At 59.7% G+C, this 14086-nt stretch carries 16 protein-coding genes; 9 read left to right on the top strand and 7 right to left on the bottom strand.

What is annotated here, in order from left to right:
- Positions 1-15 precede the first annotated feature (15 nt).
- From B2344_RS15375 to B2344_RS15365, 3 genes are all read left to right on the top strand, one after another.
- Positions 16-450, top strand: a complete 435-nt coding sequence (locus tag B2344_RS15375; protein ID WP_206992650.1) for a DUF1801 domain-containing protein — start codon at positions 16-18, stop codon at positions 448-450.
- Between the two features lie 87 nt (positions 451-537).
- Positions 538-1914 carry an NAD-dependent succinate-semialdehyde dehydrogenase gene (locus B2344_RS15370; RefSeq protein ID WP_290483636.1) on the top strand — a complete coding sequence of 459 codons (1377 nt, stop codon included), beginning with the start codon at positions 538-540 and terminating at the stop codon, positions 1912-1914.
- 152 nt (positions 1915-2066) lie between these two features.
- On the top strand, positions 2067-2504 hold the full coding sequence (locus B2344_RS15365) for an FKBP-type peptidyl-prolyl cis-trans isomerase (RefSeq protein WP_034813971.1): 438 nt from the start codon (positions 2067-2069) through the stop codon (positions 2502-2504).
- Positions 2505-2642: 138 nt separating this feature from the next.
- Here the strand turns inward: B2344_RS15365 and B2344_RS15360 are convergent, their stop codons facing one another.
- From B2344_RS15360 to B2344_RS15350, 3 genes are all read right to left on the bottom strand, one after another.
- Positions 2643-3005 carry a hypothetical protein gene (locus B2344_RS15360; RefSeq protein ID WP_290485542.1) on the bottom strand — a complete coding sequence of 121 codons (363 nt, stop codon included), beginning with the start codon at positions 3003-3005 and terminating at the stop codon, positions 2643-2645.
- A gap of 120 nt (positions 3006-3125) precedes the next feature.
- On the bottom strand, positions 3126-3611 hold the full coding sequence (locus tag B2344_RS15355; RefSeq protein WP_290483635.1) for a flavodoxin family protein: 486 nt from the start codon (positions 3609-3611) through the stop codon (positions 3126-3128).
- Positions 3612-3715: 104 nt separating this feature from the next.
- Positions 3716-4270: a carboxymuconolactone decarboxylase family protein gene (locus tag B2344_RS15350; RefSeq protein ID WP_290485541.1), complete on the bottom strand. Its 555-nt coding sequence runs from the start codon at positions 4268-4270 to the stop codon at positions 3716-3718.
- 166 nt (positions 4271-4436) lie between these two features.
- Here B2344_RS15350 and B2344_RS15345 point away from each other — a divergent pair, with 166 nt between their 5' ends.
- Entirely contained in the window at positions 4437-5030 is a 594-nt protein-coding gene (locus B2344_RS15345; RefSeq protein WP_290485540.1) for a TetR/AcrR family transcriptional regulator, read from the top strand.
- Positions 5031-5034: 4 nt separating this feature from the next.
- On the opposite strand, the gene B2344_RS15340 is transcribed toward B2344_RS15345, so the two are convergent.
- Complete coding sequence (locus tag B2344_RS15340) at positions 5035-5892, bottom strand: metal-dependent hydrolase (RefSeq protein WP_290478985.1); 858 nt, start codon at positions 5890-5892, stop codon at positions 5035-5037.
- A gap of 68 nt (positions 5893-5960) precedes the next feature.
- Here B2344_RS15340 and B2344_RS15335 point away from each other — a divergent pair, with 68 nt between their 5' ends.
- Complete coding sequence (locus B2344_RS15335; RefSeq protein ID WP_290482301.1) at positions 5961-6566, top strand: TetR/AcrR family transcriptional regulator; 606 nt, start codon at positions 5961-5963, stop codon at positions 6564-6566.
- 65 nt (positions 6567-6631) lie between these two features.
- Here the strand turns inward: B2344_RS15335 and B2344_RS15330 are convergent, their stop codons facing one another.
- Positions 6632-6988, bottom strand: coding sequence for a cupin domain-containing protein (locus B2344_RS15330; protein ID WP_206992658.1), 357 nt, complete (start codon positions 6986-6988; stop codon positions 6632-6634).
- Between the two features lie 95 nt (positions 6989-7083).
- Between B2344_RS15330 and B2344_RS15325 the strand changes: the two genes are divergently transcribed.
- Positions 7084-7974: a LysR family transcriptional regulator gene (locus B2344_RS15325; protein WP_290482300.1), complete on the top strand. Its 891-nt coding sequence runs from the start codon at positions 7084-7086 to the stop codon at positions 7972-7974.
- Between the two features lie 83 nt (positions 7975-8057).
- Here B2344_RS15325 and hemB read toward each other — a convergent pair whose 3' ends face one another.
- Positions 8058-9053: a porphobilinogen synthase gene (gene hemB, locus B2344_RS15320; protein ID WP_290482299.1), complete on the bottom strand. Its 996-nt coding sequence runs from the start codon at positions 9051-9053 to the stop codon at positions 8058-8060.
- A gap of 30 nt (positions 9054-9083) precedes the next feature.
- Positions 9084-9626, bottom strand: a complete 543-nt coding sequence (locus B2344_RS15315) for a GNAT family N-acetyltransferase (RefSeq protein ID WP_290478981.1) — start codon at positions 9624-9626, stop codon at positions 9084-9086.
- Positions 9627-9686: 60 nt separating this feature from the next.
- Here B2344_RS15315 and B2344_RS15310 point away from each other — a divergent pair, with 60 nt between their 5' ends.
- The 3 genes from B2344_RS15310 to B2344_RS15300 all read left to right on the top strand — a co-directional run bounded on the left by B2344_RS15310 (position 9687) and on the right by B2344_RS15300 (position 14061).
- The gene (locus tag B2344_RS15310; protein ID WP_034813961.1) at positions 9687-10826 is read left to right on the top strand and encodes an acyl-CoA dehydrogenase family protein; all 1140 of its coding nucleotides are present in this window, start codon (positions 9687-9689) and stop codon (positions 10824-10826) included.
- Between the two features lie 148 nt (positions 10827-10974).
- The gene (locus tag B2344_RS15305; RefSeq protein ID WP_206992662.1) at positions 10975-11448 is read left to right on the top strand and encodes a hypothetical protein; all 474 of its coding nucleotides are present in this window, start codon (positions 10975-10977) and stop codon (positions 11446-11448) included.
- A 60-nt stretch (positions 11449-11508) separates the two neighbouring features.
- Complete coding sequence (locus B2344_RS15300; RefSeq protein ID WP_290485539.1) at positions 11509-14061, top strand: zinc-dependent metalloprotease; 2553 nt, start codon at positions 11509-11511, stop codon at positions 14059-14061.
- Positions 14062-14086 lie beyond the last annotated feature (25 nt).

The raw sequence follows: 14086 nt of genomic DNA, 5'->3' as shown, positions 1-14086 counted from the left end.
GTCAGGGAGGGGCACATGGCCAAATCGGACAACAAGACCAAGCCGACCCCAGTTTCGCCAGCGGAATTCGTCGCGGCGGTCGAGCATCCCACGCGCCGCGCTGATGGCGAAAAATTGCTGGGCTGGTTCGAGGAAGTCACGGGCTATACACCCCGGATGTGGGGACCGAGCCTGGTGGGGTATGGCCGATATCATTACAAGTATGACAGCGGTCGCGAAGGCGACATGCTGATCACGGGATTCTCGCCGCGCAAAGCCAATCTCGTCCTGTATATCATGCCGGGATATCGCGATATGAGCGACAAGCTCGCCCGGCTGGGCAAGCACAAGGTCGGCAAGAGCTGTCTTTACATCAACAAGCTCGCCGACATCGACATGGACGTCCTACGCGAGATCGTCGAGGATGGATTCTCTTACATGAAAGAGAATTACGATACGTGGCCGGAATAATCTGGCTGTATCTAACGGGAATGTGATCGGAACTGCCAGCGGGGCGGGTCGTTTAACTTGTGAAAGCAAGATTGGAGATCCCCCTGCATGACCGACCTTCTCAAGACGATCAACCCGGCCACCGGCGAGACGCTGAAGACCTATCCCCGCATGAGTGATGACGAGATGGCGCTCGCTATCGAGCAGTGCCAAGCTGCCTACCAAGACTGGCGCCAGCGCAGTCTCGAAGACCGCGCGAAAGTCATCAAGGCCATCGGCGATGAGTTGCGCAAGCATGTCGATGACTATGCCGAGCTTATGACCAAGGAGATGGGAAAGCTCTATCGCGATGGGCAGGAAGAAGTGAAACTGTGCGCCGGGATTTGCGACTATACTGCTGAGCAGGGCCCGAAAGAGCTGGCCAGTGAAGAACGCGATATCATGTCGGGTCGCAAAGGCATTGTGACCTATTCCCCGATTGGCATCGTCTATGGCATCCAGCCTTGGAACTTCCCACTCTATCAGGCGATCCGCTATTCCATCTCCAACCTAATGGCGGGCAACGGTGTTCTGCTGAAGCACGCTGAGACCTGTACGGGCAGTGGATTGATGCTGCGCGATATTTATGAAGCCGCAGGCCTGCCGAAACATCTCTTCACCGTTCTGTTGATCTCGCATGACCAGTCCGATGCCGTGATCGAGAATGACCTTGTACGCGGTGTGACCCTGACCGGCAGTGACGGCGCCGGCCGCGTGGTGGGTGAGAAAGCCGGCAAGGCACTGAAGAAGACTGTGCTGGAGCTTGGCTCGAACGACGCTTATCTGGTGCTGGAAGATGCCGATGTGGACCTCGCCGTCGAGACATGCGTGAAAGGGCGCCTGTTCAACAATGGCGAAACTTGCGTGAACGCCAAGCGCTTCATTGTGACTGAGGAAGTCTATGATGAGTTCACCGAGAAATTCGTGAAGGCAATGGCGGACATCAAGCTCGGCGACCCGTTTGCCGAAGACAGTGATCTGGGGCCAATGGCCCGCGCTGACCTGCGTGAAACTCTGCATGACCAGGTCAAGGACAGTGTTGAAAAAGGCGCGACCATTCGCTGTGGCGGTGAAATCCCTGACATGCAGGGCGCCTATTATCCCTCGACCGTGTTGACCGATGTGGCGCCGGGCCAGCCCGCCTATGACGACGAATTGTTCGGTCCCGTGGCTTCGGTGATCCGCGCCAAGGATGATGACGATGCGATGCGGATTGCCAATGACAGCCGGTATGGCCTTGGCGGCGGCATTTTCTCGCGCAATGAAGACCGCGCGATTGAGCTGGCCTGTAATCATTTCGACACCGGCATGGTGAGGATCAACGGGTTTGGCATTGCCGCTCCAAACATGCCGTTTGGGGGCGTGAAGGATTCCGGATTTGGCCGGGAACATGGCGGCTTTGGCATGAAGGAATTCGTCAACGTCAAAGCAGTTTTCGTATACTGATCAATGTACTGGCCCGGCACGCCGCCGGGCCATTTGCTGCTCGGCGGGTTTACATATGCCTCAGAAGCCCTAGGTATGGCCTCAGTTCAACGGAGCACCCGTGCGCGCGACGCGGCCTCTGAAATTCCACCCACCACGATTGGAGCGAGACCATGACGCAAGTGAAAACGGGCGATACCGTACACATCCATTACACCGGCACCCTCAATGACGGTACCACATTCGACAGTTCAGAAGGGCGCGAGCCGCTGACATTCGAAGTCGGATCCGGCCAAATCATACCTGGCCTCGACTCTGCCATTCCGGGCATGACCGTTGGCGACAAGAAGACCGTTAATGTAGCGTGTGATGACGCCTATGGTCAGATGAACCCGGCCATGCGCCAGGATGTGCCTCGCGCAGATATTCCGGCGGAGATTCCGCTGGAAGTTGGCTCACGCCTTCAGATGCAGACCCAGGACGGGCAAGTGATCCCTGTGACAGTGGCTGCCGTTGAAGAGGAATCTGTAACGCTGGACGCCAACCATCCATTGGCCGGCGAAGACCTGACCTTCAACATCGAACTGGTAAAGATCGGCGAAGCTGCCTAATTTCTTCCGAGTTCTCGAATTCAAAGCGGCGGGTACCCAGAGTGGGTGTCCGCCGTTTTTCGTTTCAGGCAACAGGAATGGCCGGCGAGGAGGTGGCCTTCCGGTTGGGTCGATTTGAATTCGGTAAGGTCATCCGTATCAGGATGTGTCGGGAGCAACAGGTGAGGTTCCTGAGATGGTGACGGCTTTCGCCTGTGTCACCGCTGCCGCACAGCATTTTGCGAGCGGGACCAGGCCCGTGACGAGATTTTCGGGCAGATCGCTCCAGCGTAACGGGCGCTCCCATGCCGGGATCACCGGCGCGGTGTATTGATAGCGCTGTGGGTTGGGCGCATCCGCCATCGCCGTTATGTAGATGTTGCCGAAGCGGTCAATGCGCAGCAGCACAGTGCGCCCGGTCTCCTCCTGCCAGGCTTCGAGCCGGCGCAGATTCAGCCAGAGCCAGGGCCAGAAGAGTGGCCAGACAAAGGCATAATAGCGGGCGTGACGCGGGTCTGTCATGACGTGCATTATAGGCCGAGCACGGAGGGGTGGGATAAAGTTTTTTGATCGCCAGCAATTTCAAGGGTTTGTGCGGCTGGTTTGGGGGATAGCAGGAGCCTTGGACGGGCACAGGGAATGTCAGAAAACCCCCATCTCGATCCCTGCGCCGAGGGCAGCCCCAAGCTCGCGGCATTTGGCGAGGTCTTCTTCGGGCATCGTCTTTTCCGCGAGGATTTCCGCTTCCGTCTGGGCGTGCGTGCAGATGATCAGGGGTGGTTGGACCTGTTTCAGCCGCCAACCGGTGGCAATGCGGGCCGCCTGACGCGCTGCATTCTCGCCATCCGAACCGGCGCAGATCATCAGGCCATAGGGCCGGCCTTCGATCTTGCCGAGGACGGGATAGTAGCAGCGGTCGAAGAATTCCTTCATTTCGCCCGACAAGGCCGCGAGGTTTTCCGGCGCTGCGAAGAGATAACCCTCAGCGGTCAGCAGGTCTTCTGGGCCGGTGTCTTCCGCCCGCTTCAGCAATGTGTCGGTTTCGTCGCGTGCAGCGCCTGCGGCGGCCTCGGCCATCTGGCGCGTGCCGCCGGTGCGGGAATGATAGATGATGAGAAGCTTGGTCATGCCCCTACATTCCAAGCGTTGCGCTGTGGGGCAAGGGGCATGAGGCCAGGAACAAAGGGGCCGGTGCGGGAGGGGGACCGCACCGGCCAGGTCAAGGCGGCGGGTTAACCGGCCTTGTGCCATTCAAATTTTGCGAATGGCGCATCCACCGGCGTCTGCGCCAGATGATTGGTGTAGTTCGAGATGGTCTTCTGGGAGACGCCCAGCACGACTTCGAGGATCTGGCGCTGGGTGTAGCCCGCATCAAAGAAAGCCTGCACGGCGGCGTCATCGACATTGCCGCGATTGCGCACGACGCTGAGCGTGAAGGTGCGGAGCGCTTCGAGCTTGTCGCTTGGCAGGGGCGTTTCGTTGCGCAGGGCATCAGTAATGTCTTGGCTGACACCCATGCTGCCCGCGATGGCGGTGTGGGCCGGGACACAATAGTGGCAGTTATGCTCGACATTGATGGCCTGCCAGACAACGGTCAGCTCATCCTTGTCGAAGCTGGATGCCTGGAACAGATCACCCAGTTCCTTGTAGGCTTTCAGCAGGCCCGGTGCCTCGGCCATGACGGCGTAGAGGTTCGGGACGATGCCCATGCTTTTCTTGGCGCCGGCGAGTATCTCGCGGCTTTCTGCGGGGGCGGTGTCTTCGGTGTGGCGGGTAAATTCGGTCATCCGGGGGGGCTCCTTGCATTGGATGATTGTGTGCCCGTTCGTCGGGGCCCACCTCATCTGGGAGGCCGCGCTGTGAAACCAAGATCTTTTTTGAGCGATCACTCAAATGTGAGCGGAAAGGCGAGACAAGACCGGTTTGCGGCCCTATCTTGAGAACATGACACGTATGCCTGCCTATGATCGTGATGCCGCGCTGGAAGCCGCCATTCGCCTGTTCTGGGCGAAGGGCTATCATGCGACCTCGCTCAAGGATCTCGAAAACGCCCTGAATATGCGGCCGGGTAGCATCTATGCCGCGTTCAAGAGCAAGCAGGCCCTGTTCCTTGCGGCGATGGAGCGATACTTCGAGAAGATGCAAGCCGGGTTTCGCGCGCACATGGCAGAGGCAGCTTCGCCTCTGCATGGCCTGACCAGCTTTCTGCGCGCCTATGCAGAGGATGGATCCAGCGTGCGGGTGCATGCCTGCCTGCTACTCAAGACATTGCTGGAGGCGACAACGACGGATTCCGAGATTGCCGATCCTGCGCGAGACTATCTGGACTGGATGAAGGGCGAGTTCGAAGCGGGGTTCTCCGCTGCGCGGGCCGTAGGCGAATTTCCGGACGCGGCAGACACCGCGCGTCTGGCACGACGATACCAAGCGGCACTGACATCATTGCAGGTCGAGTTACAACGAGGTCTGTCCGGCGAAGAGTTGGCCGGGTTTGTCGAGGATTTGGTAGAGCCGTTCGATCGGCTGGCGGAAGAGACCGCCAGCTAACGGATCATTCTGCCGGGACGGGCGTGAGCGCCTCTTTCCAGTCATCCATGGCGTGACGATTGTCATGGTCCCATGGGTGGAAGCCGGGCTTGAACCAGGACAGCCAGACCTTCCAGCCGCGTCCGAACAGGGCCGGTTTCTTCCAGAGGAATTGCTTCACGGCGCGGTCGGCCTCTTCGCGTGTATAGCCGTCGGCTTCCAGCAGCTTGGCGGAGAAATTGGCGATATTGGCAGTGAAGTGTTTCGTGATCAGCAACATGGACAGGCTGCGCCGGAAATAGCGTTTCAGCGGTGACCAGCCCTTGGTGACCTCCAGAAAGACATCGTAGGCAACGGCCTTGTGCTCAGTCTCTTCCATCGCATGCCAGCGCCAGAGGCGCTCCAGCGCCGGGTCTGTCTTGCTGAACATCGCCACACCATCGATCTCGGCATCGAACATCAGATCGGCCATCATGGAGGTGAAGTGCTCGAGGCAGATCGTGGCCATCAGCATACGCATCGGTCCGCCGGCGCGGCCGAAATTGACCCGCTCCAGGATCTCCGCCTCAATCTCTGCAACGGGATATTTTTCGCGGTCGATCTTGTTGTTCAGCAGGTGATGCTCGCGCGAATGGATGGCTTCCTGCGTGATGAAATCCTTCACATCCTCGGCCAGCTTGCCCGAAACCTCGCCGCGATAGGCTTTCACCGCATCCATGAACATGCGTTCGCCGTCCGGGAAGGTCAGCGACATGGCATTGTAAACGGCGGTGGCGACGGGGTTGCCGTCCAGCCAGGGGCGGCCATCATCGGCGGCGGACATGTCAAAGCGCAGGTCGCGCGGTTCAATGGTGATGTCTTCGGGGGTGCGTTTGCGCGTCATTGTGTTTACTGCTTTCTGGTACAGAACTGGCAATCGTCTTGTCGCAACAGGTAACACTACTGACAAAAATGTCAATAAAGAAAAAAGAACCCTCGCCCAGAATCCGTCGAACGCCGGAGGAATCGCGCGCCAATATCCTTGCTGCGGCGGAGACGCTGCTGGTCGAACAGGGGCCGCAAACGCTGCGCCTGGCCGATGTGGCCAAGGCAGCGGGCGTGGCGAATGCCACCGTGCTGCATCATTTCGGATCCATCGACGCCGTTCAGCAGGCCCTCATGGAGCGGATGATTGCCGATCTCGTGGACGCGATCATGGCAATCGAAATCCCCGCCGATGCCCCGGCAGAGGCGCGCGCCATAGGCCTGAAGACCTTGTTTGATGCGCTGGAGTCGCGCGGCGCGGCGCGGCTGGCTGCCTGGCTGGAACTGACGGATGAGACCAGCCGCCTGACCGTGGTGCGCGAGGCGGTTCAGGAAGTGGCGCAGAAAAAGATCTCGCAGGGCGGCATCCCCTCAGAGCTTGCCGAGGACATGATCCTGATGAGCGTGACCCTCGCTCTCGGCACCGGCCTGTTCGGCCCGTCCCTCGGCACACTGATCGACAAGCCCCCCGAACGCGCACGGGAGCTGACCCTGCAGATGCTGATGGGGTATTTTGAGGGGTTGGCGGGGTAAAAAGGTGAGCACTCATGCTGAGCGAAGTCGAAGCACGAGCGCGGGCGGGCAGACAACAAGGTGGACTACGATTGCAGGTCGTTCGGTTCTCGCATTTTCAGGAAGCTCTCCGAATCCAGCGCTTCGGGTAGGGCCAGTATGTAAACGACCTTATCTTTCACCGCGCCTTCTGCGTGCAGGGTTCGGGCCGGTACGATGACTTTGTCGCCTGCCACGACGGTTGTGCGGACACCTGTCCCCGCGTCCAGGAAGTCTGTTTCCCCCTCCATGATGTAGGCGTGCACTTCTTCGGAATGCCAATGTGGGTCCAACCCAGCCGATGGTGGAGACACGAAGGTTGTGGGCCAGGTTCCATTTCGTTGCACGTCTTCCATGACCTCGGAAAGCGACGAAAAGAACTGATGGTGAAATTTCACTGACATACGAAGCGCTCCTAGCATTGAGGCGCAAAGTATGGATCGTGCAGTTATCGAGATAAACCTAGCCAGTTGCATCATATTCATGCAGGAATTGCATCATGCAGATCACGGCGCTTCAAACCTTTGTCGATGTGATGAAGCTTGGCAGTTTCGCCAATGCGGCCCGCTACCGAGATGTCGACCCATCATCAGTGTCCCGCGCGATTGCCGGACTGGAAGAAGAGTTGGGATTTCGACTATTTCAGCGAAGTCGGCGAAAGCTGGCACCGACGGAAGCTGGTCAGAGCTATTTTGAGCAAATAAGAAACCTTATTGAAGATCTCGATCACGCGCGGCAGAAAGCGCAGGATCTGGCGACAGAGCCACAGGGCCTGCTGCGGATCACGGCCTGTACGTCGCTGGGGCAGCGCGTAATCGCGCCACTTCTCAAGAAGTTCATGGACCGTTATCCGGCGCTGTCACTCGAACTGGTACTGACTGATTCACAAGTCGATCTCGTCGCCGATCAGATCGATCTCGGGATTCGGTTCGGTCCCGAACCGGACGGCGAGATGTGCGCCACCAAACTGGTTCCGCGAAAATTTCAAATCTGTGCGAGCCCGTCTTATATCCAGCGCAATGGCGGGCTGCTTCACCCAAGAGATTTGTCAGAGCGTGAGTGTGTCCTGTTTCCGCTCCCCGGATATCGCACGCACTGGCTGTTTCGTGACGCCGCAGGCGAAGCTTTTGAAGTTCCGGTCAATGGACGGCTACTCGTCTCGCATGGTCTGACGATGACCCAGTGCGCTCTGGCCGGGTTGGGGCCAACATTGCTACCAGATTGGCTCTGCAAGCCGGAGCTGGAAGCTGGTGATCTGGTAGACCTGTTTCCCGATTTCGAGTGCGCCGCAAATCAATTCGGAACGGCAGCCTGGATGGTTCATCCGTCAAGGCGCTATGTGCCTCACAAAGTGGAGGCCTTCATGCAGTTCCTGCGTGAAGAAATCTGACGCGGCAACTTGCATTGAAAATTCGTTGCGTACCGTGACTGCTCTGAGCAGGTGCTGCCGGACAGCGGTAGGTACGGGCTTGATCATCCGAGATTTACCGCCGCCTCTTCAGCAAAATAGGTGATCACGCCGCTCGCGCCCGCGCGTTTGAAGCACATGAGCGACTCCATCATGACGCGATCTCCGTCGATCCAGCCATTCTGGGCGGCGGCCTTTATCTGGGCGTATTCGCCGGAGACCTGGTAGGCGATGGTCGGCACACCGAAGGTGGAGCTGACGCGTTGCACAATGTCCAGATACGGAAGGCCAGGCTTGACCATGACCATGTCGGCGCCTTCGGCAAGATCGAGCGCGACCTCGCGCAGGGCTTCATCGGAATTGGCCGGATCTTGCTGATAGGTTTTCTTGTCGCCCTTCAGCGCGGCGGCCGAGCCGATGGCGTCGCGATAGGGGCCGTAGAATCCGCTGGCATATTTGGCGGCATAGGCGAGGATCATCTGGTTGGTGAAGCCTTCTTCCTCGAATGCCGAACGAATCGCGCCGATGCGGCCATCCATCATGTCCGACGGGGCGACGATATCGGCGCCCGCGCCGATATGGACCAGCGCCTGCTGGACCAGTTTATCCGTAGTCGCATCATTCGGGATGGTGCCGTCTTCGTCCAGCAGGCCGTCATGCCCGTGGTTGGTATAGGCGTCGAGCGCCACATCCGTGATCAGGCCGACTTCGGGCGCAGCATCCTTCATCGCCTTCAGGGCGCGCGGCACGAGCCCGTCCGGGTCCAGCGCGCCGGAGCCGGTCTCGTCCTTGCCGTCTGCGCCAATATAGGGAAACAGCGCGATGGCCGGAATGCCAAGCTCTCGCGCGCGAATGGCGGCCTTGGCGGCGTCCTTGACGCTCAGCCGATCAATGCCGGGCAAGGAGCCGACGGGCATGCGATCTTCGCCATCATGGACGAAGACGGCCCAGATCAAATCAGCGGGCGTCAGCACGTTTTCGCCAGCGAGCGAACGGATCCATGGGGCCTGGCGCAAGCGGCGCATGCGGGTGGCGGGGAAGGCTTGGGGGAATTGGGTCATGTGAGCCTCATTGGTCCAAAATCCGGATGGCTACAACCAGCCAATTTTACGCACCATGAAACAGCGTTTGGAAACGTCGAGTTCTTCGGCCTGGATACGTTCCAGTTCCAGCATCCACTCGGCCATATCACTGCGTCTGATCTCGCGAAAGCCATGCTTGGCGTAGAACGGCGCGTTCCAGGGCAGGTCGCGGAAAGTGGACAGCGCAACGCGGCGCAGCTTGCGACGCTTCGCTTCGTCGATCACACGGGTCAGCAGAGCCGCGCCAATGCCGCGCTGGCCCTGATCCGGATGGACGCTGATCTGGTCAAGATAGAGCATGCCGCCGCGCAGGGAGACCAGCGCGAATCCTACCGGCGCGCCGGTGTCCAGCCGCGCGGTGAACAGGTCGCCATTCTCTGCAGCGCTGGCAAGGATGTCGATGGGTACATGGTCTTTCAGGGCTTCTGCGGACAATAGGCCGGTTGGAGCAAACAGGGCGCTGGCGGCGCGGTCCACTTCGGCCAACACGCCGACTTCTGACGCGTCCGCATCATCGATTCCATAGCGTGTGCTGGCGTGTTGCATTGACATTGCGCGCTGCCCATTCAATTCCCGTGGAAACCTCTTACGCCAAAAAACGGGGAATTAACAATGAGTGCTTTGTTTTCCGACGAACAATTGATGATCCGGGACATGGCCCGCAAATTTGCCGAGGCGCAATTGCTGCCGCATTCGGAAGCATGGGACCGAGACAGCCACTTCCCGGTCGATGTTATCAAGCAGGCGGCCGAGCTTGGCTTTGCGGGCATTTATGTCTCTGAAGAAGTCGGCGGCAGCGCCCTGACGCGCACCGATGCGGCCATGATCTTCGAGCAGCTGTCCTATGGGGATGTCTCCACGGCGGCATTCATTTCCATTCACAATATGGCCAGTTGGATGATCGACACGTTCGGATCGGACGCGCAGCGCCAGGCGTGGGTGCCGCGGCTGACGCGTATGGAGTTGATCGCATCATATTGCCTGACCGAACCCGGTGCGGGATCGGATGCTGCCAGCCTGAAGACGCGCGCAGTGAAGGATGGCGATGATTATGTCATCTCCGGCACGAAACAATTCATCTCCGGCGCGGGCACGTCTGACGTTTACGTCTTGATGGCGCGCACTTCCGACGACGGCGCCAAGGGCGTGTCGGCCTTCATTATCGAGAAGGACACGCCGGGGCTGAGCTTTGGGGCGAATGAGCGCAAGATGGGCTGGAAGAGCCAGCCCACGCGGCAGGTGATGCTGGACGGCGTTCGCGTGCCGGCGGCAAACCGAATTGGCGAGGAAGGTCACGGCTTCCGATTTGCGATGGCAGGGCTGGATGGCGGGCGGCTGAATATTGCGGCGTGTGCCCTCGGCGGTGCGCAACTCGCGCTCGACAAGGCGGTGGCCTACGCGAAAGAGCGCGAACAGTTCGGCAAGGCGATTGCGACCTTCCAGAACACGGCGTTCAAGCTGGCGGATATGGAAACCGAGCTTCAGGCCGCAAGGGTCATGCTGTACGAGGCGGCCGGACGACTGGACGGCAAGTCGCCGGACGCGACACGTTGGTGCGCGATGGCCAAGCGCTTTGTCACGGATACTGCGTTCAAGGTTGCGAACGACGCCCTGCAGATACACGGCGGATACGGCTACCTCGCCGATTATGGTGTTGAACGGATCGTGCGCGATTTGCGCGTGCACCAGATTCTGGAGGGTACGAACGAGATCATGCGCGTCATCATCTCGCGGGACATGCTCAAGGATTAGGCCTTTCGGGCAATTTCTCAAACATTACCGATATTTATAGCGTTTTCGCGGGTGCGGGGAAGGTTTTCATGCCGTCCGTATCTGGACAAGCGGCGGTGGCTGCGCTGTTCTTTCATTCTGGTAGAGTGCAAGAGAAGGAGGACTGGCGATGCGTATGGTCCGTAAGCTGTCGATTGTGGCCGGATTCGCTGTGCTGGGCGCGTGCGCCAGTGCGCCGCCCAATCTGAATGACAATCAAATCGTCCGGGGTGAGCGCGTCGGCGAGGTCGAGTTGGGTATGAGCCTGATCGAACTGTTCGCCGTGATGGGTACGCCGCGCCATACAACGCCGATCGAAGGCACGCGGGCAACGACTTACACCTATGATGGACTCATCATCGCAGCGGATGAAAATGTCTATTGGATCATCGCGCGTGACCCGCGGTATCGCACGGATATAGGTGTGGGGACCGGCGCGGAGCAAATCCTGGCGCGTGGGGCCTATGGCAAGCCGAAATGCGTGGTCACCAAGGGCGATGAGACGCTGTACGACTATAGCGACATCTATTTCGGCGTCGACAACAAGAGCGGCAAGGTCACCAAGGTCGGCATCATGCGCGATACCCAGACTTGTGACGGGTAAGGTGGCACACTGAGCCCTGACGGGCTGTCAGCCCGGAAAGCGATTGAACCTCAATCCGATATGCGGCACCGTGCGGCTGTGGTTCAGCTGATCGGAAGAGGTGCGCTTGTGCGGGGATTGAAGAGTCTGGTTTTGGCGATGGTGGCGACGCTCGTCCTTCCACTGGCGTGGGCGCAGTCTGGGAATTGGGCCGAGGAAACCGGATCGCTTGTTCACAAGGAGGGATTTGTTGACCTCTACCTGGATGCGGATGGCGGGCGCGTTCTGGTCGCGCTGCCTGCGCCGGACGCGGAGGGCGTTGCCCTGCGCGCGATCCAGGCGACAGGGCTGACGGCGGGACTCGGGTCCAATCCGATCGGGCTGGACCGGGGCCGCGCCAATGCCGGTGAGATCGTTGCCTTCCGCAAGGTGGGCGACAAGGTCATCGCGGAGATCGAGAACTGGACCTATCGCGCCAGCGCCGACAATCCGCAGGAGCGCAAAGCCGTGCGGGATTCCTTTGCGCGCAGCTTTGTCTGGTCGGGTGAAATTCTCGGCACCGGACCGGAGGGCGAATTGTTGGTGGACCTGTCGTCCTATCTGACGCGCGACACGATGGATGTACGCGCGCGGCTGAAACAGCATCCCAAGGGCGGCGCGTTCCAGATCTCGAAGGAGTTGTCCATGCCGGACGTTTCGGCGGCGCTGGCCTTTCCGGACAATGTCGAGTTTGATGCCTTTCTGACGCTGAGCAGTGACGAACCGAAAGCGGAAGTCTGGGCCACGGCGGCTGATGCGCGCTCTGTGACGCTGGTGCAGCACACATCGCTCGTGCGCTTGCCGGATGACGGCTACACGCCCCGCATGTTCGATCCACGCAGCGGTGCGATTGACGTCGGCTACTATGATTTTTCCGCGCCCCTGAGCGGACAGGTTGGGCAGTCCTTCGCACGCCGCTTTCGGCTGGAAAAGCAGGACCCCACTGCCGCGAGCAGCCCCGCAAAAGAGCCGATTGTCTTCTATGTCGATTCCGGTGCGCCAGAGGAAATCCGTGCCGCCCTGATTGAAGGGGCATCCTGGTGGGCCGAAGCGTTCGAGGCAGCTGGTTTTCCGGACTCCTATCGCGTGCAAGTCCTGCCCGAAGGCGCCCATCCACTTGATGTCCGCTATAATGTGATCCAGTGGGTGCACCGCCAGACCCGCGGCTGGTCCTATGGTGGTGGACTGACCGATCCGCGTACGGGTGAAATGCTGAAAGCCAACGTTATTCTGGGTAGTCAGCGTGTGCGCCAGGACAGGATGATTTTTGAAGGACTGGCGGGCGCATCAAAGACCGGCACTGGCGCGGCGGATGATCCTGTCCAGATCGCTCTGTCCCGTATTCGCCAATTGGCTGCGCATGAAGTTGGCCACACGCTTGGCTTCGCCCACAATTTTGCGGCGTCCTCGAATGAGCGCGCGTCGGTGATGGATTATCCGGCACCGCTTGTTTGGGTTGGCCAGAACGGGGAGCTGGATTTCTCAGCTGCCTATGATGTCGGAATCGGTGAGTGGGACATAGTGTCTGCAATGTGGCTCTACCGGCAATATCCTGATGGCACGGACGAGAATGCTGCAGGAGACGAACTGTTGGAATCGGCCTGGGGAAGCGGACTGCGATACATCGATGATCCGCAGGGGCGTGGCGTGGGTACCGCGCATCCCTATGCGAGCGTCTGGGACAATGGCACAGACCCTGTCGCCTCCCTGACGGAGGTGATGCGGGTACGGAAAGTAGCGCTTGAACGGTTCGGCCTCGGCGCGCTGCAGCCAGGCGAGCCCACCTCGCGCCTGCGGGCGGTGATCGTGCCGGTCTATCTTTATCATCGTTATCAGGTGAACGCAGCGGCGAAGATGATCGGCGGTTATGATTTCCACTATGCCGAAACGGGGCAGGCCAATATTGGCGGAGCGCCTGTGCCAGCAGATCAGCAACGCGGCGCGCTCAGTGCGCTGGTGGCAACGCTGGATCCGGCCGTGCTTGATCTGCCAGACCGGACGCTCGACCTGTTGACGCCGCCGCTGGTGTCGTTCCGTGGGGCGGGCGCGGGGGCGGAATATTTCCCAGGCGAAACCGGGGCGATGTTTGATCTTCTGACAGCCGCTGACACATCGGCCTCACAAACCTTGGGCGCCTTGCTGCATCCCCAGCGCGTTGCACGCCTGATCGAAACTGAACGCCGCAACGCGAACGCGCTGAGCTATGGTGATGTCTTGCGCGAAGTGGAGGAGGCGCTGTTCAAAGACGCTGACACGCCACGTCAGGCGAGTATCCTGCGGCGCGAGCAAGTGCGGTACGTTTCCGTACTGATAGACCTTGCCGCAAACACAAATGCGACGTCTGAAACGGTGATCCAGACCAATGCATATCTCAGCGCTCTGGCGCGCCGGATTGTGTCCCGTTCGCGGCGAGCTGATCCAGCGGATGTGGCAGTGCGGGACGAGCTCTCCCGTCGTATTACAGCCCATCTCGACAGGCCATCTCTACCCGTCATGCCGTCCACACCTGAAGTCGATATCCCGCCCGGCAGCCCCATTGGCGCAGGCAGCGCCGAAGCTTGCTGGCATTGCGATACGGCGCTGTTACCACGCTAGGCGGAGGGGTCATTTGAGAAGTTCC

This window comes from Hyphomonas sp. UBA3195 (assembly GCF_002366485.1).
Classification (GTDB): Bacteria; Pseudomonadota; Alphaproteobacteria; order Caulobacterales; family Hyphomonadaceae; genus Hyphomonas.
This window is presented reverse-complemented; position numbering and strand designations above follow the sequence as displayed.